A 22,456-nucleotide genomic window follows, 5' to 3' on the forward strand; every position below is an offset into this window, starting at 1 on the left:
AGCGTCCCGGGAGGGTCGCGCCGTGGGTCCCGCAGAGCTCTCAGTGGGTGGTGGGTGCGGCGGCGAGACGGCCTGGGTCGTAGCGCTCGCCTGTGACCATCAGCTTCCAGGCGATGCGGGCGACCTTGTTGGCGAGCGCCACGGCGGCGAGCTTGGGCGGCTTGCGGGCGAGGAGCGCGAGCAGCCAGGGCGGCGCCGAGCGGCTGGTGCCGCGGCGGACCTGCCGGATCACCGAGGTGGCGCCGACCACGAGCACGCTGCGCAGGGTTTCGTCGCCGGCGCGGGTGATCACCCCCAGCCGCTGCTTGCCGGCGGTGGTGTGGTTCTTCGGCGTGAGGCCGATCCAGGCGGCGAAGTCGCGGCCGGAGCGGAAGCGTTGCGGATCGGGCGCCTTCAGCACCAGGAAGCAAGCACCGATCGGCCCGATGCTCGGGATCTGAGCCAAGCGGCGACTGAGCTCGTCCTGGCGATGCCAGGCCATCAGCTTGGCCTCGATCGCCTCGATCCGCGCCTCGAGCCGGGCATGCTCCTCGGCCAGCTCGGCGAACAGGGCCCGCGCCGGCTCCGGCACCGCCGCCTCGCCCTCGATCCGCCGCAACAGCGCCGCGATCTTGGCCGGGCCCTTGGCGGCGACCAGCCCGAACTCGGCGGCATAGCCGCGGATCGTGTTGATCAGCTGGGTCCGCTGGCGCACCAGCCGGTCGCGCAGCCCGGCCAGCATCAGCGCCGCCTGGGCCTCCGCGCTCTTCACCGGCACCAGACGCCGCTGCAGATGCGGTCGGCTCATCGCCTCGCAGATCGCTTGGGCATCCGCCGCGTCGTGCTTGCCGCGCAGCACATAGGGCTTCACGTATTGCGGCGGGATCAGCTCCACCCGATGGCCCAGCTTCTGCAGCTCCCGGGCCCAGTAATGCGACCCGCCGCAGGCTTCCATCCCCACCCGGCACGGCGGCAGCTTGGCGAAGAATGCCAGCACATCCTGCCGACGCAGCTTCTTCCGCAGCACCACACCCTCCTCGGCATCCACCCCGTGCAGCTGGAAAACACTCTTCGACGTATCCATCCCAATGCGCGTAATCTCGGTCACGGACGGCCTCCTTCGATGAGATTTCGACAGCCTCATCCTGGCACACTGATGCCGTTCGGGGGCCGTCCACCACATCAGTGGTCTCGGCCCCTTCCATCTTTAGATTATGATAATCATATAAAGGCGGCCGCCTTCGTCCCGCGGCTTGATCCTTGAGGACATCATGGTCTCCGATCTGCTCGCCGCCATCGGCCTCACGGCCGGTGCGGCGATCCTGGTGGCCGGGCTGTCGATCGCCATTCCCGCCGGGTCCGCCGGCCGCGTCCTGGCCGCGACCGTGCTGGCGGGCTGGTTCGCGCTGATCGCCGGGCTCGGCGCCGCCGGGCTGTTCGACGACGTCCGCGGCCTCGGCCCGCCGGCGCTCGGCCTGGCCGTGCTGCTGCCGGTCGCGATCCTGGCCCTGGGCCGCGCCCGGCCGGGCCTGCTGCAACGGGCCTGGCGCGGCATCCCGCTGCCGGTGCTGATCGGCCTTCACGCCACTCGGGTGGCGGGGATCGTCATGGTGCTCTGGCACGAGGCCGGCCGCTTGCCGGCGCCGTTCGGCCCGATCGCGGGCTGGGGCGACGTGCTGGTCGCCCTGGCGGCGATCCCGGTCGCGCTGATGGTCAAGGCCGGCACGCCCGGCTGGCGCCCGGTCGCCCTCGGGTGGAACGCGCTCGGGCTGCTCGACCTCGTCGTCGCCATCGGCCTCGGCCTGACCTCGGCGCCGGGGTCTCCGCTGCGGCTCTTCTTCGGCGAGCCCGGGACGGGGCTGATGAACAACCTGCCGCTGCTGCTGATCCCGGCCTATCTGGTGCCGCTGCTGATCGTCACCCATCTCGCCGTGTTCGCGCGGCTGCGGGTGCGCCTCAGCCCTTGACCGCTCCCAGCGTCAGGCCGCGCACGATGTAGCGCTGGGCGAACAGCGCCAGCAGCACCGGCGGGATCATCGCGATCAGCGCCCGGGTCGCCATGAACCAGAACTGCACGCCGCGGGTGTCGACCGCGCCGGCCATGTGGGCAGGCATCATCTTGGTCTCGGTGATGCCGAGCGACGAGGAGAACAGGAACTCGTTCCAGGCGAAGGCGAAGATGATCATCGCGGTGGCCGCCACCGCCGGCGCCGCCAGGGGCAGGGCGACACGCAGGAAGGCCTGCCAATGTGACGCGCCGTCGACCAGCGCCGCCTCCTCCAGTTCGACCGGCAGGTCGAGGAAGGTCTGGCGCAGGATGACGACGACGAAGGGCAGGATGAAGGTGGCGTTGCACAGGATCAGCGCGGTCTTGCTGTCCAGCATGTCGAGCGACCGGAACACGATGTAGAAGGGCAGCAGCGTCGCCACCGGCGGCAGCACGCGCTGCGACAGGAACCAGATGGTGATGTCGCTGTTGCTCCAGAATCGGAACCGGGCCAGCGCATAGGCCGCCGGCAGGCCGAGGGCGAGGGCCAGGACGACGGCGCTGAGCGAGACGATCAGGCTGGTCTGCAGCGCGCGCCAGCCCTCCGGCGTGCTCAGCTCCACCGCGAAGTTCTTCAGGGTCGGCTGGAAGTCGAGCCAGGGGATGCCGAGCCCGGCCACGGTGAAGGTGTCGGCCGGGTTGCGCAGCGCGGTCGAGATCGCCCAGTACAGCGGGAAGAAGAACAGGACCGTGGCCGCGATCGCGACCAGCGACCACAGCGAATCGGCCATGCTGCTGCGGCGGCCCAGCGGCTTGACCCGGTCGACCGGGGCTTCGTGGACCGGCGCGGCGGCGTCAGGCGTAGACATTGCGCACCCGCTTGAAGAACAGGGTGACGATCGCCATCACCACGGCCAGCAGGGTCAGCGCCAGGGCCGAGGCGTAGCCGACGTCGAAGAAGCGCAGCCCGGTGCGGAAGGCGAGGTAGGAGACCGACTGGGTGGCGTTGCCAGGCCCGCCCACGGTCAGCGAGGCGACGACGTCGAACACCTTCATCGCCTCGGCCAGGCGCAGCAGCAGCACGATCACGATCACCGGCGTCATCAGCGGCAGCACCACCCCGGTCCAGATCCGGAAACTGGAGCTGGTCTCCAGCCGCGCCGCCTCGATCAGGTCGTCCGGGACGCCCTGCAGCCCGGCCAGCAGGACCAGGAAGCAGAACGGCGTCCACTGCCAGATGTCGACGATCATGATCGACACCAGGGCCCAGCCCGGGTTCGACAGCCAGGGGATGCCGGTCCAACCCAGCGGCCCGCCGGCCTCGTAGAAGATGGTGAAGAACAGGTACCCGGCCGCCACCGGCGTGGCGAAGATCGGCAGGATCATGATCGTGCGCAGGATGCCGCGGCCCGGGATGCTGCGGTTGAACAGGAAGGCCAGCAACAGGCCCAGCCCCATCTCGACGCTGACCGAGACGACCACGAAGATCGCCGTCACCCGCGCCGCCTCACGCACCTGGGGATCGGTGAAGACGCGGGCGAAATTGCCCAGGCCGACGAAATCCCAGGTGTTGACGGTCTGGCGCTGCACCTCGGTCCGGGTGCGCGGCGTGCCGTCCGCCTTCAGCACCGGGTTGCCGCTGGCATCCAGCCGCGGCACCTCGGCCCGGGTGGTCACGGTCTCGGTCTTCACCGTGTGGAAGGCGGCGAAGACGGTGTAGAGCGTCGGGAAGATGGTGAAGGCCAGCACCCAGACCACCGCCGGGGTCAGGAACAGCAGGCGGATCCGTCCGGTCCAGCGCATCGTGCCGCCTCGTCCCCCTTCCCGTTACGCGTCAGGCACGGACCGTGCCGCTATTCGGCCTTCCAGCCGATCGCCGCCTGGTAGTTCTTCAGCTGCTGGTCGCGGCCGAGGCGGTCGGTGATCTGCTCCCAGGCCACCGCGGTGTCGTCCAGCGCCTGCTGCGGCGTCTTCGAACCGCTCATTGCCGCCGACAGGTTGCTGTCCAGCGAGTCGTAATACTCTTGCGTGCCGGTGATCCGCATATACGGCAGCATGGTCTTGGCGTTGTAGTTGCTGTGGTAGGCCTCCAGGTACTCCTTCACGTCCTGGGCGTCCCATTTCAGGGCGGATTCGGTGTAATCGGTCAGCTTCGCCTCGCCGGTCGGCTCCAGCCACTGGTAGGAGTAGCCGGGGTCGACGCCGTCCCAGCCGATCGTGGCCAGGAACTTCTGCGACGGCTTGATTGCCATCAGCGACAAGAGGCTGTAGGCCGCCTCGGGATGCTGGCCGAGCGATGAGACCACGCCGTGCCAGGACCCGCCGGTGACGTTGCCCACCTGCCGGGGCTCCTTCACCGTGACGAAGGTCTTCTGCTCCATGTCCCAATAGGTATCTGAGGCCGGCAGGGCCGCGGAGCCGAGCTTGCCGCGGATCTTCGACCGCTCCAGGTCCTGCGCCAGCGCGCCGACATCGCCATAGGAGAAGTTGAACACCGCCTTGCCGCGCAGGAAGAAGTCCCAGGCCTCGCCCAGGCTCCAGCTCACCTGCGCCGGAGGTCCATAGGCGGCCAGCTCCTTCAGGAACTCCAGCGCCTTGACGTGGCCCGGGCTGTTGATCAGCGGCTTCATGTCGACCGGGTCGAACCAGTAGACATTGTGGGTGCGGTCCAGCGTGTCGCCCGGAGTCATGGCGAAGGAGGTGGCGAGGGTGGTGAAGTGGTACAGCCCCTGCTCGCGCACCTTGAGGTGCAGCACGGCGCCGCTGTCCGGCTCCAGGTCGTTGCTGTCGAAGTTCTTGCCGTTGAAGTACTTGGCGATGTCGCGCAGCTGCTGCAGCGTCTTCGGCGGCGCCGGCATGTCGTAGCCGTATTCCGCCTTGAAGGCTGCCTGGTGCGTCGGGTCGGTCAGCAGGTCGCGGCGGTAGTACAGGATCTGCCCGTCGGCATCGCTGAGCACGCCGTAGCCGACATTGTTCCAGGTGTAGATGGCGCGTAGCGCCGGCGGCATCACGTCGTAGTCCCATTTCGGGTACTCGCCGCTCTTCTTCCACTCGTCGACCGGCAGGATGTAGTTGCCGGCGATCAGGTCGCCGTAGAAGAAGGCCCCGACGATGATGGCGTCGTATTCGCCCGTGCCGTTGCGCAGGTCGAGGAAGGTCTTGGTGTAGAGCTCCGAGATCGGGGTCAGGGCGATGTTCAGCTTGGCGCCGGTCAGCTCCTCCCAGATCGGGCGGAACATGTAGACCGGGCCGGAGATGCCGCCCTTGGGGCCGGAATCGAGGCTGAGGATGGTGACCGTCTCGCCCTCGAAGGGCTTCTGGCCGGGACCGAAGAGGGAGCCCAGCTCCGCCTTCGTCGTGGTGATCTCCATCCCGTATTCGGGATCGGATTTGAGCGTCACCGTGCCGTCGTCGTGCCAAGTGACATGCGGTGTGTTCTGTGCCGCGGTCGGGCCGCTCAGGACGACCAGCACCGTCGACAGCAGCAGAGTCCTGCTGATGGCCATGGTTTCCTCCCCCTGTGACATCGCCGGACGTGTCCGGTCAGCTTCGATCCGAAGATGCCCGCCGAACGCAATTCGCATTCATTATGTCAGGCGAAATCGTGCGATGATTGCGCAAGGCTTGTCAAGGGAGCCCTCCGGCGCAACGGCCTTGCACCGCGGCCCATCGGCGGGAAGACTGCGCCCCATCGATTCCCCGCCCGGACAAGCTGCATGCGCGCCGCCCGCCTCCTGCTCCGACTCGCCCTCCTGCTGCTCGGCACCTTGCCGGCGGTTGCGCAGACGCAGGCGCCCGGAGGCGGCCTCGCCATGCATGGCGAACCGAAATACCCGGCGGATTTCGGCCACTTCGCCTACGCCAACCCGGACGCGCCGAAGGGCGGCGAGCTGCGCCAGGCGGTGGTCGGCAGCTTCGACACGCTGAACCCCTTCATCATCGGCGGTCAGACCGACCAGGTGCGACTGATCGTGCCGCCCTACAACTTCGCCACCCTGATGACCCGGGGCTGGGACGAGTCCTTCACGCTCTATCCCTATGTCGCGGACCGCGCGGAGATGTCGGACGACCGGCGCACGGTCACCTTCTGGCTCAATCCCAAGGCGGTGTTTCACGACGGCTCGCCGTTGACCGCGGACGATGTGATCTTCACTTGGCAGACCCAGGGGACCAAGGGGCTGCCCAACACCCGCGCGCTCTATGAAGCGATGGACGGCATCGACCGCATCGACGACCGCACCGTGCGCTTCCGCTTCAAGGAGGGCGGGGCGCGCGAGAATCCGCTGGTCGTCGCGATGCAGCCGATCCTGAGCAAGGCCTGGTATTCGAGCCACCCGTTCGACCAGCCCAGCCTCGATCCGCCGCTCGGCGCCGGCCCCTACGCGATCGGCGCGGTCGATGCCGGGCGCAGCATCACGCTGACCCGGGTCAAGGACTGGTGGGCGGCGGACCTGCCGGCGATGCGCGGGCTGTATAATTTCGACACGCTGCGCTTCGACTTCTACCTCGACGCCGACACGGCGCTGGAGGCGTTCAAGGCCGGGGCCTACACCCTGCGGCGGGAACGCGACGCCGAGAAATGGGTCAGCGGCGCCTACGACTTCCCGGCGGTCCAGGACGGCCGCGTCACTATGCTGACCCTGCCACATTTCCGGCCGGTCGGGATGATGGGCTTCGCCATGAACACGCGGCGGCCGATCTTCACAGATCCGCGGGTGCGGCGGGCGCTGATCCTGGCCTTCGACTTCGAATGGATCAACAAGACTCTGCTGGGCGGCCAGTACAAGCGCGACGACAGCTATTTCGCCAATTCGTCCCTGGCCGCGACCGACACGCCGCAGGGGGCGGAGCTGCAGCTGCTGGAGCCGTTCCGCGACCAGCTGCCGCCGCAGCTCTTCACCGAGCCCTACACCCTGCCGCCGAGCGACGGCAGCGGCCGCAGCCGCGAGAATCTGCGCGCGGCGCAGGCGCTGCTGGCCGAGGCCGGCTGGACGATCAAGGACAATGTGCTGGTCGACGCCAGCGGCACGCCGTTCCGCTTCGAGATCCTGCTGCAGAACAAGGGCGTCCAGCGGATCGGGCTGGCCTATGCCGACCAGCTGCGCCGGCTCGGCATCCAGGCCTCGATCCGGCTGGTCGAAACCGCGCAATACGCCAACCGCACCGAGAGCTATGATTTCGATGTGATCCTGAACACCTGGATCTCCACCCTGTCGCCCGGCGTCGAGCAGTCGCGCTACTGGGGCAGCGGCTCGGCCGACGTGCCCGGCACCCGCAACTACCCGGGGGTGAAGAGCCCGGTGGTCGACGCCATGATCAAGGCCGTCACCGCCGCCCGCAGCCAGGAGGAGCTGCAGGCCGCGGTGCACGCGCTCGACCGGGTGCTGCTGTGGGGCAACTACGTGGTGCCGCTCTATTATCTCGACCGCGACTACGTCGCCTATTGGGGCAATCTCGGCCGCGTCACCAGCGTCAACCCGACCTATGGCACGGTGCTGGAAGCCTGGTGGTCGAACGACAAGTAGCGACGGCGGAAGGCCGCCGCCGTCAGATCTCCCGCTCCAGCGCCGCCTGCAGGACCGCGGTCCTGAGCGCGCTGGACAGGTTGCCGTCCGGGTCGCGGGCGGCGTCGACCGCCTCGACCAGGCGGTTGACCGGCAGGCCGCGCGCGGCGGCCAGGCGGGTGAGGGCGTCCCAGAAGGCCGGCTCCAGCGACACGCTGGTGGCGTGTCCGGCGATGCTGACCGACCGCTTGCGGACGCCGCTCACCGCGGCGCTATCAGGCCGACGGGCCGACCATGGTCTCCGGCCGCACCCACTGGTCGAACTGCTCGGCGGTGAGGAGGCCGAGCGCGATCGCCGCCTGCTTCAGCGTGGTGTTCTCGGCATGCGCCTTCTTCGCCACCTTGGCGGCGTTGTCGTAGCCGATATGCGGGTTCAGCGCCGTCACCAGCATCAGCGACTCGTGCAGCAGCTGCTCGATCCGGTCGGTCCGCGCCTCGATGCCGACGACGCAGTTGTCGGTGAAGCTGCGGCAGGAATCGGCCAGCAGGCGGATCGACTGCAGCAGGTTGTAGATGATCACCGGCTTGAACACGTTCAGCTCGAAATGGCCGTTCGAGCCGGCGATGGTGACGGTGACATGGTTGCCCATCACCTGGGTGCAGACCATGGTCATCGCCTCGGACTGGGTCGGGTTGACCTTGCCCGGCATGATCGACGACCCGGGCTCGTTCTCCGGCAGGTGAATCTCGCCGATGCCGCAGCGCGGGCCGGAGCCGAGCAGGCGGATGTCGTTGGCGATCTTCATCAGCGAGACGGCCAGGGTGTTCATCACGCCCGAGGCCTCGACGCAGGCGTCATGCGCGGCCAGCGCCTCGAACTTGTTCGGCGCGGTCTTGAACGGGAAGCCGGTGATGGTGGCGGCCTGCGCGGCGAAGGCCTCGGCGAAGCCCTCCTTGGCGTTCAGCCCGCTGCCGACGGCGGTGCCGCCCTGGGCGAGGTCCAGCAGATGCGGCAGGCAGCCCTTGACCCGGGCTACGCCCAGCTCGATCTGCCGGGCGTAGCCGGAGAACTCCTGGCCCAGCGTCAGCGGCGTCGCATCCTGCAGATGGGTGCGGCCGATCTTGACGATGTCCTTGAACTCCGCCGACTTGGAGGCCAGGGCGCGGTGCAAATGCTCCAAGCTCGGCAGCAGCTCATGGCCGATCTGCTCGACCGCGGCGATGTGCATCACCGTCGGGAAGCTGTCGTTCGAGGACTGGCCGCGGTTGACATGGTCGTTCGGATGCACCGGCTTCTTCGAGCCGATCTCGCCGCCCAGGATCTCGATGGCGCGGTTCGAGATCACCTCGTTGGCGTTCATGTTGGTCTGGGTGCCGGACCCGGTCTGCCACACCACCAGCGGGAAATGGTCGGCCAGGGTGCCGTCGATCACCTCCTCGGCGGCGGCGACGATGGCGTTGCCGACCGAGGGGTCGAGCTCGCCGAGCGCGACATTGGCCAGGGCCGAGGCCTTCTTCTGGATGCCCAGCGCCCGCACCAGCGGGGCCGGCATGCGCTCGCCGCCGATCCTGAAGTTCTGCAGGCTGCGCTGGGTCTGCGCGCCCCAGTAGCGGTCGGCCGGCACCTCGACGGCGCCCAGGCTGTCGGTCTCGGTGCGGAATGCGGTTTCGGCGGCCATCGAAAGGCTCCGGTTGCTGTCAGTTTTCGGCTGGCCGGTTTGCTAGCACGAATGCGGGTGTGGGGGTAGGCTGGGCGATCCCATACGGCATCCGATGCGCGGAGCGAGGTCCATGACCGCCCAAGACCATCACGACCATGACCACGAGCACGGCGAAGAGGGCAGCGCCCTGCCCGAGATCGCGCTGCGGGTGAAGGCGCTGGAATCGATCCTGGTCGAGAAGGGCTATGTCGACCCGGCCGCGCTCGACCTGCTGATCGAGACCTATGAGACGAAGATCGGCCCACGCAACGGCGCCTGGGTGGTCGCGAAGGCCTGGGCCGACCCGGCCTATCGCGACCGACTGCGGGCCGACGCCGGCGCCGCGATCGCCGAATTCGGCTTCGTCGGCCGCCAGGGCGAGCACATGGTCGCGGTCGAGAACACGCCGGACACCCACAACCTCGTCGTCTGCACCCTGTGCTCCTGCTACCCCTGGCCGGTGCTGGGCCTGCCGCCGGTCTGGTACAAATCGGCACCCTATCGCTCGCGCGCGGTGATCGACCCGCGCGGCGTGCTGGCCGATTTCGGCGTCGCCCTGCCGGAAACGACCCGGATCCGGGTCTGGGATTCGACCGCCGAGACCCGCTACCTGGTGATCCCGATGCGCCCGGCCGGCACCGAGGGCTGGGACGAGGACGCGCTGGCCGATCTCGTCACCCGCGACAGCATGATCGGCGCTGGCCAGGCGCGCGAGCCGGAGGCCGCCAGATGAACGGCGCCCAGGATCTCGGCGGCATGATGGGCTTCGGCCCGGTGGTGCCGGAGCCGGAGGATGTCCGCTTCCATGCGGAGTGGGAGAAGCGGGCGCTGGCCCTCACCCTGGCGGCGGGCGCGCTGGGCCGCTGGAACATCGACATCAGCCGGCATGCGCGCGAGACGCTGCATCCGGCCGACTATTTGTCCTCCAGCTACTACGAGATCTGGACCAAGGGGCTGGAGAAGCTGCTGCAGGGCGCCGGGCTGGTTTCGGCGGAAGAACTGACGGCCGGCCGTGCGATCGACCCGCCGGTGCCGGGCCAGAAGGTGCTGCGGGCGGACCAGGTCGCCGCGACGCTGGCGCGGGGCAGCAACTACCAGCGGCCGGAGGCGGCCCCGGCGCGCTTCGCCGTCGGCGAATTGGTGCTGACCCGCAACGAGCATCCCACCGGCCACACCAGGCTGCCGCGCTATGCCCGCGGCAAGGCGGGCGAGATCGAGCGCGTGCACGGCGTCTTCGTGCTGCCCGACAGCAACGCCCATGGCCATGGCGAGAGCCCGCAATGGCTCTACACCGTGCGCTTCGACGGGCGCGAGCTGTGGGGTGAGGCGGCCGACCCGACCCTGACCGTCTCGATCGACGCCTGGGAGGGCTATCTTGAGCCGGCATGAGGCGGTGATCGCGGCGCTGGACGGCGCCGCACCGCTGCCGCCGCGCGACGCCGAGGGGCTGGTCTTCGCCGAGCCCTGGCAGGCCCAGGCCTTCGCCATGGCGGTGGCGCTGCATCAGCGCGGCGTCTTCACCTGGCCGGAATGGGCGGCGGCGCTGGCAGCGGAGATCACCCGCGCCCAGGCGGCCGGCGATCCCGACGACGGCAGCCGCTACTACGAGCACTGGCTGGCGGCGCTGGAGCGCCTAGTGCTGGCCAAGGGCGTCGCCGATGCCGAGGCTTTGGGGCGGCGCAAGGACGCCTGGGACCGTGCCGCCCGGGCCACGCCGCATGGCGCCCCGATCCTGCTGGAGAACGATCCCCTGTCCTGATGCTAGACTTGGGGATCGGGCCGAGTCCCGGCCCTGTCCAGCGACATCGGGGAAGACCCATGACCATCCAGCTGCACAACCCGGCCGGAATCGCCGCGCCGTTCTCCCGCTACAGCCACGGCGCCTCGGCCCCGGCCGGCGCCCGCTGGCTGCACATCTCCGGCCAGGTCGGCGCCACGCCCGACGGCACCGTCCCCGACGATGCGGAGCGCCAGATGGAGCTGGCCTGGGACAACCTGTTCGCGGTGCTGGCCGATGCCGGCATGGCGGTGACCGACCTGGTCAAGGTCGACGGCTTCATCATCCGGCCGGACCTGGTGCCGCTGTACCGCACGGTGCGCGAGCGGCGCCTGGCCGGGCACGCCACGGCCTCGACCCTGGTGGTGGTCGCCGGCCTGGTGGTGCCGAGCCTGCTGGTCGAGGTCCAGGCGGTCGCGGCCCGCTAATCGGCCTTCGCCACCTTGAGGATGCGGTCGCGATAGTCGGCGACGGTGCTGACCTTCAGCCCCTCGATCTTGCCGCCATCGTCCCAGCGCCGCAGCCGCACCGCGCCCTCGACATGGGGGTGCCGGGCGAATTCGGCGACCTCTTCGGCGTTCATCGGCCCGCCCTGCTTGCCGAGCGAATGGACCGAGGCGACGGAGAGGACGTCGATGTAGCTGGGCTCGACGGCGCAGAGATAGCGCTTGGCGGCGACGTGCAGCCGCGCCGGCTCGCTGATCTCCGGGCCGAAGCGGGCGGCCAGCCAGTCGCCGCCGGCGCCGTCATGCTTGTGATAGCCATAGGCGTCGTCGGCCAGCTCCAGGAAATGGCCGATGTCGTGCAGCAGGGCGGCGACCACCAGCGTGTCCGGCGCGCCCTCGTGCTCGGCCAGGGCGGCGGCCTGCAGGCCATGCTCCTGCATGGTGACGCCTTCGCCATAGGTGTTGTGGCCGTGGGCGGCGAACAGGCCTTCGATCTCGGCCAGCAGCGGGTGCAGGGTGTCGCTCATCGGGATGACTCCAGGCTGAACAGGGTGCTGGTCAGGCCGTCCTTGTCGGCGTAGCAGCCCTGCAGCCAGCGGCGTCCGGCGGAGAAGCCGCGGCGGCCGTGCAGCACGCGCCGGTTGTCGACGATGAACAGGTCGCCCGGCGCCAGGCGGAAGCCGACGGTCAGGTTGGGATCGTGCAGCAGGCGGCCGAAGCGGCGATAGGCGTCGTAGAAGGCCTCGACCTCGTCGGGGTCGAGGTCGAAGGGCGCGATCGAGCGGTTGTTGTAGCGCACCGCGGCCACGTCGCCATCGGCGTCCAGCTCGATCAGCGGCGCCTTGGCGCGCAGATCGACCTTGCCGGCCTCGACATAGCGGAAGGGCACGGCCCTCCGGGTCAGCAGGGCGAAGGCGTCGGGCGCCTCGCGCCGCAGCCGGTCGGCCGCGGCGAAGCCGTCGACCACCACCGACTCGCCGCCTTCGGACGCCGCCTCCAGGCAATGCAGCAGCTGCATCTGCGGCACCGGATCGCGATAGGGGTTGTCGGTGTGGTTGCCCAGCGACAGGGCGCTGAAGGCCAGGTTCTGCGGCTTGTCCACCGCCACCACGTCGAACAGCCGGCCGTAATTGGTCTCGCGCACGAAGCCGAACAGCTCGACCACCTTGCACACCATGCCGGGCTCCGCCGGCACGCCGCGCAGCAGGGCGAAGCCGTGGTCATGGACCTGGCGCAGCCATTTGGCGCGGGCGTCGTCGTCGCCGGCCACCGCGGTGTAGTCGCCGGTCGGCAGAGCGAGGGACGAGTCCCACAGCACCGGCCGGCGCCGGCGCTCGGCGCGGGAGGTCGGATCCAGCGCATGGGCGCGTAGCCAAGCGGTCTCGAAGCGCGCCGGCGTGTCGAAGCCGGCGAGGTCGACCTCGACCGCGCCGTCGGCACCGAGCGTCACGCCGCGGAGGACGATGCCGTCCGGCAGGTCGATCGCGTCGAACAGGCGCTGCCCGTCCGGCCGGTCGCGGCGGTCGGGCCGGTTGTCGGCCAGCCAGATCGCGGGATAGGGGCTCTCGCGCCCGTCCGACCAGCGGATCGTCAGGCGGTCGGCGGTGTGGGCGAGCGCGGCGATCCGGACCGCGTCATCGATAGCGGGCGGGACGGCAAGGGCGGTGGGCATGGCGGCCTCGGCAGGGGTGGCTGGGGCCGAGGTTGCGATCCCCTCATGCATAAGTCCAATACGCGCTTTCCATGCTATCTATAGGCCATGCGAATGAACCTGATGCAGCTGCGCGCCTTCCACGCAGTCGCGACCCAGGCCAGCTTCACCCTGGCGGCGCGGACCCTGGGGCTGACCCAGCCGACCCTGTCGCAATCGGTGAAGGCGCTGGAGGAGCGCTACGGCGTGCTGCTGTTCGAGCGCAGCTCGCGCCGGGTGCAGCCGACCGAGATGGGGCGGCGGCTGTTCCAGCTGACCACCCGGCTGTTCGACACGGAGCAGGAGGCGGCGACACTGCTGGAGGGTTCGGCCCAGCTGGCCCGCGGCCTGCTGCAGCTCGGCGCCGACAGCCCGTATTACGTGATGCCGCTGATCGCCGAGTTCGACAGCCGCCACCCGCAGGTCGAGATCCGCCTGTCGATCGGCAATGCCGGCGCGGTGCTGGAGGATCTGTCGGAAGCGCGGCTGGACGTGGCGCTGCTGTCCAACCCGCCGGTCGATCCGCGCTTCCACATCGTGCCGCTGTACCGCGATCCGGTGCGGCTGATGCTGCCGGCCGGCCATCCGCTGGCCGCGGGCCATCCGCTGGCCGCGGGCCACCCGCTGGCGGCGGGCGACGCGGTGCCGGTCGCGGCGCTGGCCGGGCAGCGGCTGGTGATGCGCGAGACCGGTTCGATGACCCGGCGCACGGTCGAGCGCGGGCTGGCCGAGGCGGAGATCGCGCCCGCCGGGGTGTTCGAGGTGACCGGCCGCGAGGCGGTGCAGGAGGCGGTGGCGCTGGGCCTCGGCCTCGGCTTCATCTCCGCCGGCGAGATCCGGCCGGATCCGCGCATCGTCCTCCGGCCGCTGGCCAACTGCGCCTGGCACACCGACGAATATGTATTGTGCCAGCGCGACCGCCGTCGCTTCCCGGCGATCCGCGCCTTCATCGAGCTGGCGGTGGCGGCCACCGCCTGAGACCGACACGGGAGGGCGAGATGAGGAAGGTCATCGTCACGGAGTTCATCAGCGCCGACGGCATTGCCGAGGTCGAAAGACTGACGGGCGTGCCCTGGAATGCCGAGATGGATCAGTTCAAGAATGACGAGCTTGCCGACAGCGGCGCCATGCTCCTGGGGCGTACGACCTATCAGATCTTCGCCGGCTCCTGGCCCAGCGAAACCGGAGACTTCGCCGACAGGTTCAACGCGCTGCCGAAATACGTCGCGTCGACGACGTTGCAAGACCTCGACTGGAAGCCTGCCGAGCTGTTGAAGGGTCCGTTGCCGGAGGCGGTCAGGGCGCTGAAGCAAGGCGATGGCGGCAACATCTACGTCCACGGCAGCATCAGCGTGGCCCAGGAGCTGCTGCGGCATGGCCTCGTCGACCGCATCCGGTTCCTCAGCTATCCCGTGGCTCTCGGCCAGGGGAAGCCGTTTTTCCCGCCCGGCGAGCAGCACAGACTCGAACTGATCTCGGCCGTGGGCTTCACCAACGGCATCCTGGCCCTCGAGTATGCACCGGTCGCGGAGGCCACCGCGTTCGTACCTTCATGAGCAGGCGGTACCGGCGACTGGGCCGGGACAATGATCGGGAAAGCTTCAGTCTCCGACTCCGTGACGGCATGATTTGAGTCGACCCAACTACTGCCTGGCCGTATATGGCCAATGCTGCGAAGATGAGGAACCCGTGATGTCGAAGTTCGGGCAGGATCTGATCGAGAGCGCCAGGGAAGCGCTGGCGATTGCCGAAGGGCGCGCCGAAGCCGCCCGGACAGTCGCGCTTCCCGATGTCGATGTCTCGGCGATCCGCAAGCGGCTGGGCCTGTCCCAGTCCGCCTTTGCCGCCAAGTTCGGCTTCTCGGTCTCGGCCGTCCGCGACTGGGAGCAGCATCGCAAGGTGCCGGAGCCGGCGACCCGAGCCTTCTTGAAGGTGATCGAGAAGGAGCCGGAGGCGGTCGAACGCGCGCTGTCCGCGGCGTGAAGGCCGCCGGCCTCAGCCCTTCGGCACCAGCCGGTTGACATGGCCCATCTTGCGGCCGGGGCGCGGCGCGCCCTTGCCGTAGAGATGCAGCCTGGCGCCGGGCTCGGCCACGAACTCCGGCCAGCGCAGCACGTCGTCGCCGATCAGGTTCTGCATCACCGCGTCGGAATGGCGCTCGGTCGACCCCAGCTTCAGGCCGCAGACGGCGCGGACCAGTTGCTCGAACTGGTCGCAGGTGCAGGCGTCCTGGGTCCAGTGGCCGGAATTGTGCGGCCGCGGCGCCAGCTCGTTGACCAGCAGGCCGCCGTCGCGCGCCTCGAACAGCTCCACCGCCAGCAGGCCGACCATGTCCAGCGCCGTGATCAGCGTCCGGGCGATCTCCTCCGCCTCGGCGGCGCGCTGCGGCGCCAAGCCGGGGGCCGGGGCGATCGTCTCCGACAGGATGTGGTCGCGATGCCGGTTCTCGACCGCGGGGTAGCAGACCACCGACCCGTCGACGCCGCGGGCGGCGATCACCGACAGCTCGCGGGCGAAGTCGACGAAGCCCTCGAGAATCGCCGGCCGGCCGCCCAGATTCTCCCAGGCCGTGGCGGCATCGGCGGGGTCGCGGATCACCGCCTGGCCCTTGCCGTCATAGCCCTCGCGCCGGGTCTTCAGCACCGACGGCGTGCCGATCGCCGCGACCGCTGCCGCCAGTTCCTCCGCCGATCCGACGGCGCGCCACGGCGCGGTGCCGATGCCGTGCCGGTTGCAGAAATCCTTCTCCGCCACCCGGTCCTGGCACACCGCCAGCCCGTCCGGCCCCGGCCGCACCGGCACGCGGGCGGCGAGGTGCAGCACGGTCTCGTAGGGGATGTTCTCGAACTCGTAGGTGACGACATCGACCTGGGCGGCGAAGGCGTCCAGCGCCGCATGGTCGGTGTAGGAGGACAGGGTCGACCGGTCGGTCACCTGGGCGCAGGGGCTGTCCGGGTCCGGGCACAGCACATGGGTGCGGTAGCCGAGGCGGGCGGCGGCCAGGGCGGTCATGCGGCCGAGCTGGCCGCCGCCGAGCATGCCGATGACGCTGCCCGGCGGGAGGGGAGACACGGTGCTGGTCATTCGTCCTTCGGGTGCTCGGCCACGGCCTCGGTCTGGCGCTGGCGCCAGGCGTCCAGCGCATCGGCGACGGCGGGGTCGCTCAGCGCCAGGATCGCGGCGGCCAGCAGCGCCGCGTTGATCGCGCCGGCCCGGCCGATCGCCAGCGTGCCGACTGGGATGCCGCCCGGCATCTGCACGATCGACAGCAGGCTGTCCATGCCCTTCAGCGCCTTGCTCTCGACCGGCACGCCCAGCACCGGCAGCGGCGTCATCGCCGCCGTCATGCCGGGGAGGTGGGCGGCGCCGCCGGCGCCGGCGATGATCACCTTGACACCGCGGCCGCGCGCCTCGCGGGCGAAATCGGCCATCCGGTCCGGCGTGCGGTGCGCCGACATGATCCGCGCCTCATGGCCGATGCCCAGCAGCGACAGCGTGTCGGCGGCATGGCGCATGGTCTCCCAGTCGGACTGGCTGCCCATGATGATTGCCACGGGCATTGCCACGGGCGGCGCGGCGGGTTCGGCCATCGGTCGGGAAATCCTCGGGTTTAGGCGATGATGTCGGGCAGCAGCCTGCTCTCGATCATCGTGATCTGATCCTTGAGCAGCAGCTTCCGCTTCTTCAGGCGCTGGATCTGAAGCTGGTTGACGGGACCATCCGCGGTCAGCCGGTCGATGATCTCGTCGAGGTCGCGGTGCTCGACCCGCAATGCGGCCAGCTTCTCCTGCATCGACTCGATGTCGATCATTCCCTCAAACGGCCTTTCCTGCGGGTCCCGGGGTCGGCGGCGCCCGATCATACCAAAGGGGGCGGCCCGACCGGAACGCGTTTGACGCGGGGGTGACGCCCCGGCGGCGCATCCGGCTCTTACAGCACCGGCCGCTTCCCGGTACAAGGGGGAAGTGCAACCGGGAACGGGAACGAAGCACGGCATGGCAGGCGAGAAGCGCATCGGGATTCTGACCAGCGGCGGCGACTGCGCCGGGCTCAACGCGGTGATCCGCGCGGCGGTGTGCAGGGCCGACGGCCTTGGCTGGACCGTGATCGGCATCAAGGAGGGCACCTCGGGCCTGCTGTCCCGGCCGCTGCGCTACGAGGTGCTGACGCCGGACAAGATGACGACTGCGGTGATGCGCCAGGGCGGCACCATCCTCGGCACCACCAACAAGGGCGACCCCTTCGCCTTCCCGATGGCCGACGGCACGCTGAAGGACCGCTCGGTCGAGATCATCGGCGGCTATCACGAACTCGGCCTCGACGCGCTGATCGGCGTCGGCGGCGACGGCAGCCATCAGATCCTGCGGCGCCTGGCGCAGCAGGGCGGCTTCAACTATGTCGGCATCCCGAAGACGATCGACAACGATGTCGGGCTGACCGAGGTCTCGGTCGGCTTCGACACCGCCGTCGCGGTGGCGACCGAGGCGCTGGACCGGCTGCAGCCGACCGCGGCCAGCCACGCCCGGGTGATGGTGCTGGAGGTGATGGGCCGCGACGCCGGCCATATCGCACTGGCGGCGGGCATCGCCGGCGGCGCCGACGTGATCCTGATCCCGGAGATCCCGTTCTCGATCGACTCCGTGGCGCACAAGATCCGCGAGGTGCGCAAGACCGGCCGCAACTTCGCGCTGGTGGTGGTGTCCGAGGCGGTGAAGACGGCCGACGGCACCAAGGTGCACAAGGACTATCACGGCGGCGAGAAGCGCTTCGGCGGCATCGGCGACTACGTCGCCTTCAAGATCGCCGACAGCACGGGGGCGGAGACGCGGGTGACGGTGCTGGGCCATGTCCAGCGCGGCTCGATGCCCAGCTGGCGCGACCGGCTGATCGCCTCGGCCTTCGGCGCCCATGCCGTCGACCTGATCGCCGAGGGCAAGTTCGACCGCCTGGTCGCCTGGTCCGACCGGCGGGTGATCGACGTGCCGCTGCAGGACGCGATCGCCGAATACCAGGACATCAAGCACGGCGATCCGCTGCTCAAGACCGCCCGGGCGCTGGGGATCTGCCTGGGGGATTGAGGCGAGGCTGTTCGGCTGTCGGCCCGTTAGGCAGAAAGACTATGCGGACGATATACATCGACTGTCAGGGCGCACGGACGGCCGACGAAGTCTGGCAACGATATGTCGATGCCGCTTGCCCAGATGGAGCAGCCTTCTTCGGGCGCAATTTCGATGCATTCTGGGATGCCTCGAGGGGGCCGGCCCCGGCTGGCCCGGCGAAGCCAAACTGGTTTTCAAAAATGCGGCCAACCTGAATAGAATTCGGTTGGCGAACGGGCTCTCCTTCTTGGATTGTCTTCGACAGATTGCCGACGAAGCGACATATACGAAGGTGGAACTGGCCTAGCCGGAACGACCGCAATCCGCCCAAAGGCGACGCTTTCGACGTCAACGACGAGCGCGTTGCGACCCTAGTCCAGCACCCTCACCACATCGCCGATCCGGATCTCTCCCGGCGCCTCGACCGTGCACAGCACGCCGAGATGGGTGGCGTTGCGCTTGGCCACCGCCATCAGCACCGCCGGGTCGAGCGGCAGGCCGCCCTGGGCCAGGGTGGTGAAGGCGCAGCGCACGCAGGGATCGACGATGCGGATCCGCACGTCGCCGATCGCCACCAGCCGCCCGATCCAGCCGGCCTCGGCGAAGCCCTCGGCATCGGGCAGGTCGAGCACCAGGTTCGGCCGGAACCGGCGCACATCGATGGCGCTGTCCGGCAGGATCGCCTGCAGCGCCGCCAGCGAGGCGGTGGTCAGGATGTGGATCGGATGGCGCTCGTAGCGCGGCTTCAGCGGCCCCGCCGTCGCGGTCTCGGCCGCGTCGGCGGCATGCGGGCGCAGCGTTACTGGGAAGCCGAAATGGGCGGCCAGGGCGTCGCCCGCGGCCTCGGCCGACAGGCTGCTGCCGTCCGGGAAGTCGAGCCGCAGCCCGTCTCCGGCGCTGCGGGCCCGGATCTGCGGCGCCGGGCGCCAGCGGCGCTTGCTCTCCGGGAAGGCGGTCTCGCCGCTGTCCCGGTCGGCCAGGCCCCATTCCCGGTCGCCGGCCAGGCCGGTGGCACCGACGGCGCAGGCCTCCAGCCGCTCGCCGCCGAGCGAGCTGACCGGATAGCGCCACAGCGCCGCGACCCGTCCGTCCATCGCAAAATCCCCTGCCATCCGCCGGCATTATCGCGAATGCGGGGATGTCCGCAATCGGGCGGCGCGGCTACCGGTCTTGCCGGTGCACGTCGTGGGTGACCACGCCATCCTCCGGCGACGGCCGGTCCAGCCGGCGCGGATCGGCCAAAGTGCGGCGGATGTCGTCGAGCCCGCTCTGCCAGTGCTCGCGCATCGCGTCCAGCCCGAACTCGTAGTCCTTGGAATGGCCCTCATAGGCCTTCGTCTGGTAGATCAGGTGGACGATGTTGTAGGCGCGGTGGCAGGCCAGCTCGGCGATCGCCTGCATCTCCGGCTCCTGCTTCGCCTCCTCCGGCAGCTTTTCCATCACCCGCTGCAGCGCCTGGCGCATCTTCTGCATCTGCAGCATGTAGGCGGTGACGAGGCGGGTCCGGCTGGAATACTGGATGTCCTTCTGCCGGCTCGCCACCTCCAAGAGGTCATCGGGCAGCCGGCCCTTGGCCGACCACAGATCGACCTGGAAGGTCAGGGTGTCTCGCCGCGGCTCGGTCGACAGCACGTAGGCCAGCGGCGTGTTCGAGACCACGCCGCCGTCCCAGTAGTGCTCGCCGCCGATCTCGACCGCCGGGAAGCCCGGCGGCAGGGCGCCGGAGGCCATGAAATGCTCCGGTCCCAGCCGCTGCTTGGTCGTGTCGAAATAGGCGAAGTTGCCGCTGCGGACATTGACCGCGCCGACGCTGACCCGGATGTCGCCGGAGTTCAGCCGGTCGAAATCGACCAGCCGCAGCAGCGTGTCGCGCAGCGGGCCGGTGTCGTAGAAGCTGGTGGCGGCGTCGCCGGCGAAGGGCGACAGGTAGGGCGGCGGGAAGCGCGGCTTGAAGAAGCCGGGCTGGCCCTGGAACAGCGCCCGCATCGCCGCGGCGGCGTTGTGCACCGAGCGCAGGTCGAAGGCGAAGGGCAGCCCCTCCGCCAGCCCCGCGGCCGCCGGCCACTCGACCGGGGCGGCGCAGATCGTCTCCCAGAACTCGCGCAGGCGGTCCACCCGCTGCGCTTCCGGCGAGCCGGCGATGACCGCGGTGTTGAGCGCGCCGATCGAGATGCCGGCCAGCCAGGTCGGGTGGATGCCGGCCTCGTGCAGCCCCTGATAGACCCCGGCCTGATAGGCGCCGAGGGCGCCGCCGCCCTGCAGCACCAGGGCGACGACGTCGTAGGGCGGCACCTCGATGGGCCCGGGGGCGCTGCGCGCCTGCTTCCGTTTCACGCCACGCATTAAGCCTTCTCCTCGGGGCCGGATGCCCGGCCCCGCATTATAGGTTGGGGTGCGGCTGGCCGCACCCCGGCGCCGCGTCAGGCGAGGTAATCGTAAACCACGGTGCCGAGGCCGAGCGTCAGGTCGGCGACCAGATGCTTGGCCGACAGCACCTCCAGCACCGGCAGCTCGGCGATCGGCGCCAGGGCGTGCGGGTACAGGTCCAGCGCCGCCGGGCCGGTCCAGGCGCCCTTCACGGTCACGTCCTCGAGATAGTACTTCACCAGCTCGCAGATCCGCGGGCTGCCGTCGACATGCGGGATGATCTTCAGCAGGAAGTTCGGTGCCCCAAGCCCCTTGGCCTCGGCCGCCATGTCGAGCGTGCGGTGCTTGTAGCCCATGGTGCCGGTGGCGATGCGGATCGAGCCGTAGTTCAGCGTGCCGACCAGCGTGTCGGTCTCGACCGCGAGCGTCGGCTGGGCCAGCTTCTTCGGGAAGCCCCACAACTCGCGCCCGCCGGCGATCGGCGGGTGGTCGTTCAGGAACATCTGGTGGGTGTAGCCGCCGACCTGACCCTGATAGCGCACCGGGATCACTTGGCCGGTCTCGGTGTAGTCGCCGAAGCCGGTCGAATCCGGCATGCGGATGAACTCGTAATTCACCACCGGCTCGATGATCTCCAGCGGCTCCGGCACCACCCGGCGCAGCGCCTCCGGGTCGGTGCGGTAGCGGATGATGAAATACTGGCGGTCGACGAAGCGGTACGGCCCCGGCGGGAAGGCCGGACTGGTCAGCGGCATGGCGAAGGCGGTCTTCCGCACGGTCTCGGCATCCATTGCGCTGCATCCTCGCTGTTGTGCGTTGCACAAGACTAGCCGAGCGAAGCGGTGGGAGGAGTCGGAAACCGTCGCGTTAAGGAAATTTCACGTCCGCGGCATGGCCGATCGGGCGAGGCGACCGATTGTCCCGCTTCCGTAACAGGAATAGATGCCACGTTGACTTGCAGCCGCCATCGGGGCGTAACATATGGGAAAGAGGAGGGGCTGAACCACTGTCCAGCTTTCAACAGAGGAGCGAGAGATGGCCGTTGCAGAGCATATTGAAGCGCTTCGGACCAAGCACGCCGCCCTGGATCGCACATTGGAAGAAGCGGTCCACCGCCCCCTACCCGACGAGATCGAGATCGTGCGGCTGAAAAAGGAAAAGCTGAGACTGAAGGATGAGATGGCGCGATTGGATCACGCCTGACGGAGAGATTCACGGATCTCCGAATCCTAAGGGCGGTGCCGGGGGGCGCCGCCCTTGTCGTTTGTAGAGGCCGAGTCGCGCCTCAGGGCCTTCAGTCCTCCTGGGTTTCCTCGGCATCTTCGTCGAAGCTGACGGTCGGGGCCGGGATCGCGCCCGGCGGCAGGTGGGCTCGGGCCTTGGTCAGGGCCGCATCCAGCTCAAGATAGGAACAAAGACCCACCATCACCGGGCTGCGCGGCTTCAGGTTCGGCGAATTCCAGTGGCTCTTGTCGCGGATCGCCTGGATGGTCGGCTTGGTGGTGCCGATCAGCTTGCAGATCTGGGGGTCCGACAGCTCCGGATGCTCCTTCAGCAGATAGGCGATGGCGTCCGGCTTGTCGCCGCGCTTGGTCACCGGCGTGTAGCGCGGGCCCTTGGAGCGGGCGACCGGCTGCGGCATGTCCGACACCGCCATCCGCAGCCGCGCGTTCGGGTCGACCTGGCAGCGGTCGATCTCCGCCTGGGTCAGCTGGCCGTTGACGATCGGGTCCAGCCCGACCATGCCGATCGCGACCTCGCCGTCGGCGATCGCCCGGATCTCCAGCTCATGCAGGCCGCAGTAGGCGGCGATCTGGTCGAAGCTCAGCGACGTGTTCTCGACGAGCCAGACGGCGGTCGCCTTCGGCATCAGGGGTTGTTTGTTCATTTTTCGCGTACTCCTCTGC

At 69.2% G+C, this 22,456-nt stretch carries 26 protein-coding genes; 11 read left to right on the forward strand and 15 right to left on the reverse strand.

All coding sequences use genetic code 11. The features are described 5' to 3' along the window. Positions 1-40: 40 nt before the first annotated feature. Complete coding sequence (locus ACTOWL_RS00850; protein WP_441319285.1) at positions 41-1,087, reverse strand: IS110 family transposase; 1,047 nt, start codon at positions 1,085-1,087, stop codon at positions 41-43. Positions 1,088-1,250: 163 nt separating this feature from the next. Between ACTOWL_RS00850 and ACTOWL_RS00855 the strand changes: the two genes are divergently transcribed. Then, positions 1,251-1,946, forward strand: a complete 696-nt coding sequence (locus ACTOWL_RS00855) for a hypothetical protein (RefSeq protein ID WP_441319286.1) — start codon at positions 1,251-1,253, stop codon at positions 1,944-1,946. Here ACTOWL_RS00855 and ACTOWL_RS00860 read toward each other — a convergent pair. From ACTOWL_RS00860 to ACTOWL_RS00870, 3 genes are read right to left on the reverse strand one after another with little or no spacing between them, the layout of a single operon-like run. Continuing rightward, on the reverse strand, positions 1,936-2,835 hold the full coding sequence (locus ACTOWL_RS00860) for a carbohydrate ABC transporter permease (RefSeq protein WP_441319287.1): 900 nt from the start codon (positions 2,833-2,835) through the stop codon (positions 1,936-1,938). The genes ACTOWL_RS00855 and ACTOWL_RS00860 overlap by 11 nt on opposite strands. Continuing rightward, on the reverse strand, positions 2,822-3,769 hold the full coding sequence (locus tag ACTOWL_RS00865) for a carbohydrate ABC transporter permease (RefSeq protein WP_441319288.1): 948 nt from the start codon (positions 3,767-3,769) through the stop codon (positions 2,822-2,824). Before ACTOWL_RS00865 ends, ACTOWL_RS00860 begins: the two co-directional genes overlap by 14 nt. Before the next feature lie 50 nt (positions 3,770-3,819). After that, positions 3,820-5,472, reverse strand: coding sequence for an extracellular solute-binding protein (locus ACTOWL_RS00870; protein ID WP_441319289.1), 1,653 nt, complete (start codon positions 5,470-5,472; stop codon positions 3,820-3,822). Between the two features lie 210 nt (positions 5,473-5,682). On the opposite strand from ACTOWL_RS00870, the gene ACTOWL_RS00875 reads away from it, so the two are divergent. Further along, positions 5,683-7,491 carry an extracellular solute-binding protein gene (locus ACTOWL_RS00875; protein ID WP_441319290.1) on the forward strand — a complete coding sequence of 603 codons (1,809 nt, stop codon included), beginning with the start codon at positions 5,683-5,685 and terminating at the stop codon, positions 7,489-7,491. A gap of 22 nt (positions 7,492-7,513) precedes the next feature. Here the strand turns inward: ACTOWL_RS00875 and ACTOWL_RS00880 are convergent, their stop codons facing one another. Together ACTOWL_RS00880 and fumC are read right to left on the reverse strand one after the other, a co-directional pair. Then, positions 7,514-7,735: a ribbon-helix-helix domain-containing protein gene (locus tag ACTOWL_RS00880; RefSeq protein ID WP_225771899.1), complete on the reverse strand. Its 222-nt coding sequence runs from the start codon at positions 7,733-7,735 to the stop codon at positions 7,514-7,516. A 10-nt stretch (positions 7,736-7,745) separates the two neighbouring features. Beyond that, the gene (fumC, locus tag ACTOWL_RS00885) at positions 7,746-9,149 is read right to left on the reverse strand and encodes a class II fumarate hydratase (protein WP_441319291.1); all 1,404 of its coding nucleotides are present in this window, start codon (positions 9,147-9,149) and stop codon (positions 7,746-7,748) included. A gap of 112 nt (positions 9,150-9,261) precedes the next feature. Between fumC and nthA the strand changes: the two genes are divergently transcribed. Genes nthA through ACTOWL_RS00905 form a run of 4 tightly spaced genes read left to right on the forward strand, consistent with a single transcriptional unit; the run spans position 9,262 to position 11,375 of the window. Continuing rightward, a complete protein-coding gene (gene nthA, locus ACTOWL_RS00890) occupies positions 9,262-9,903 on the forward strand; it encodes a nitrile hydratase subunit alpha (protein WP_441319292.1) in 642 nt (213 codons plus the stop codon). Further along, a complete protein-coding gene (gene nthB, locus ACTOWL_RS00895; protein ID WP_441319293.1) occupies positions 9,900-10,559 on the forward strand; it encodes a nitrile hydratase subunit beta in 660 nt (219 codons plus the stop codon). Before nthA ends, nthB begins: the two co-directional genes overlap by 4 nt. Further along, positions 10,546-10,929, forward strand: coding sequence for a nitrile hydratase accessory protein (locus ACTOWL_RS00900; protein ID WP_441319294.1), 384 nt, complete (start codon positions 10,546-10,548; stop codon positions 10,927-10,929). The genes nthB and ACTOWL_RS00900 overlap by 14 nt, the downstream gene beginning before the upstream one ends. Before the next feature lie 59 nt (positions 10,930-10,988). Next, positions 10,989-11,375, forward strand: a complete 387-nt coding sequence (locus ACTOWL_RS00905; RefSeq protein ID WP_441319295.1) for a RidA family protein — start codon at positions 10,989-10,991, stop codon at positions 11,373-11,375. Here the strand turns inward: ACTOWL_RS00905 and ACTOWL_RS00910 are convergent. After that, the gene (locus ACTOWL_RS00910; RefSeq protein ID WP_441319296.1) at positions 11,372-11,920 is read right to left on the reverse strand and encodes an HD domain-containing protein; all 549 of its coding nucleotides are present in this window, start codon (positions 11,918-11,920) and stop codon (positions 11,372-11,374) included. The two genes, ACTOWL_RS00905 and ACTOWL_RS00910, sit on opposite strands and share 4 nt — an antisense overlap. Then, the gene (gene tmpA / locus ACTOWL_RS00915; protein ID WP_441319297.1) at positions 11,917-13,065 is read right to left on the reverse strand and encodes a 2-trimethylaminoethylphosphonate dioxygenase; all 1,149 of its coding nucleotides are present in this window, start codon (positions 13,063-13,065) and stop codon (positions 11,917-11,919) included. Before tmpA ends, ACTOWL_RS00910 begins: the two co-directional genes overlap by 4 nt. A gap of 93 nt (positions 13,066-13,158) precedes the next feature. Between tmpA and ACTOWL_RS00920 the strand changes: the two genes are divergently transcribed. The 3 genes from ACTOWL_RS00920 to ACTOWL_RS00930 all read left to right on the forward strand — a co-directional run bounded on the left by ACTOWL_RS00920 (position 13,159) and on the right by ACTOWL_RS00930 (position 15,066). Then, a complete protein-coding gene (locus tag ACTOWL_RS00920; RefSeq protein WP_441319298.1) occupies positions 13,159-14,061 on the forward strand; it encodes a LysR substrate-binding domain-containing protein in 903 nt (300 codons plus the stop codon). A gap of 20 nt (positions 14,062-14,081) precedes the next feature. Next, positions 14,082-14,639 (forward strand): dihydrofolate reductase family protein, encoded by a 558-nt coding sequence (locus ACTOWL_RS00925; protein WP_441319299.1) that lies wholly within the window; start codon positions 14,082-14,084, stop codon positions 14,637-14,639. 136 nt (positions 14,640-14,775) lie between these two features. After that, on the forward strand, positions 14,776-15,066 hold the full coding sequence (locus ACTOWL_RS00930) for a helix-turn-helix domain-containing protein (protein ID WP_441319300.1): 291 nt from the start codon (positions 14,776-14,778) through the stop codon (positions 15,064-15,066). 12 nt (positions 15,067-15,078) lie between these two features. Here ACTOWL_RS00930 and ACTOWL_RS00935 read toward each other — a convergent pair whose 3' ends face one another. From ACTOWL_RS00935 to ACTOWL_RS00945, 3 genes are read right to left on the reverse strand one after another with little or no spacing between them, the layout of a single operon-like run. Continuing rightward, the gene (locus tag ACTOWL_RS00935; protein WP_441319301.1) at positions 15,079-16,167 is read right to left on the reverse strand and encodes a 5-(carboxyamino)imidazole ribonucleotide synthase; all 1,089 of its coding nucleotides are present in this window, start codon (positions 16,165-16,167) and stop codon (positions 15,079-15,081) included. Further along, the gene (gene purE, locus ACTOWL_RS00940) at positions 16,164-16,673 is read right to left on the reverse strand and encodes a 5-(carboxyamino)imidazole ribonucleotide mutase (RefSeq protein WP_441319302.1); all 510 of its coding nucleotides are present in this window, start codon (positions 16,671-16,673) and stop codon (positions 16,164-16,166) included. The genes ACTOWL_RS00935 and purE overlap by 4 nt, the downstream gene beginning before the upstream one ends. A gap of 20 nt (positions 16,674-16,693) precedes the next feature. Beyond that, on the reverse strand, positions 16,694-16,894 hold the full coding sequence (locus ACTOWL_RS00945; RefSeq protein ID WP_342241837.1) for a YdcH family protein: 201 nt from the start codon (positions 16,892-16,894) through the stop codon (positions 16,694-16,696). Between the two features lie 184 nt (positions 16,895-17,078). Between ACTOWL_RS00945 and ACTOWL_RS00950 the strand changes: the two genes are divergently transcribed. Then, positions 17,079-18,161, forward strand: coding sequence for an ATP-dependent 6-phosphofructokinase (locus ACTOWL_RS00950; protein ID WP_441319303.1), 1,083 nt, complete (start codon positions 17,079-17,081; stop codon positions 18,159-18,161). Positions 18,162-18,553: 392 nt separating this feature from the next. Here ACTOWL_RS00950 and ACTOWL_RS00955 read toward each other — a convergent pair whose 3' ends face one another. The 3 genes from ACTOWL_RS00955 to ACTOWL_RS00965 all read right to left on the reverse strand — a co-directional run bounded on the left by ACTOWL_RS00955 (position 18,554) and on the right by ACTOWL_RS00965 (position 21,340). Continuing rightward, a complete protein-coding gene (locus tag ACTOWL_RS00955; RefSeq protein ID WP_441319304.1) occupies positions 18,554-19,276 on the reverse strand; it encodes an MOSC domain-containing protein in 723 nt (240 codons plus the stop codon). A gap of 67 nt (positions 19,277-19,343) precedes the next feature. Beyond that, positions 19,344-20,525 carry a DUF3734 domain-containing protein gene (locus ACTOWL_RS00960; RefSeq protein ID WP_441319305.1) on the reverse strand — a complete coding sequence of 394 codons (1,182 nt, stop codon included), beginning with the start codon at positions 20,523-20,525 and terminating at the stop codon, positions 19,344-19,346. Positions 20,526-20,602: 77 nt separating this feature from the next. After that, positions 20,603-21,340 carry an acetoacetate decarboxylase gene (locus ACTOWL_RS00965; protein ID WP_441319306.1) on the reverse strand — a complete coding sequence of 246 codons (738 nt, stop codon included), beginning with the start codon at positions 21,338-21,340 and terminating at the stop codon, positions 20,603-20,605. 244 nt (positions 21,341-21,584) lie between these two features. Between ACTOWL_RS00965 and ACTOWL_RS00970 the strand changes: the two genes are divergently transcribed. Then, positions 21,585-21,752: a YdcH family protein gene (locus tag ACTOWL_RS00970; protein ID WP_441319307.1), complete on the forward strand. Its 168-nt coding sequence runs from the start codon at positions 21,585-21,587 to the stop codon at positions 21,750-21,752. Positions 21,753-21,843: 91 nt separating this feature from the next. Here ACTOWL_RS00970 and ACTOWL_RS00975 read toward each other — a convergent pair whose 3' ends face one another. Continuing rightward, positions 21,844-22,437, reverse strand: a complete 594-nt coding sequence (locus ACTOWL_RS00975; protein WP_441319308.1) for a DUF1013 domain-containing protein — start codon at positions 22,435-22,437, stop codon at positions 21,844-21,846. Positions 22,438-22,456 lie beyond the last annotated feature (19 nt).

The organism is Inquilinus sp. CA228, assembly GCF_052078665.1.
GTDB lineage: Bacteria > Pseudomonadota > Alphaproteobacteria > DSM-16000 > Inquilinaceae > Inquilinus.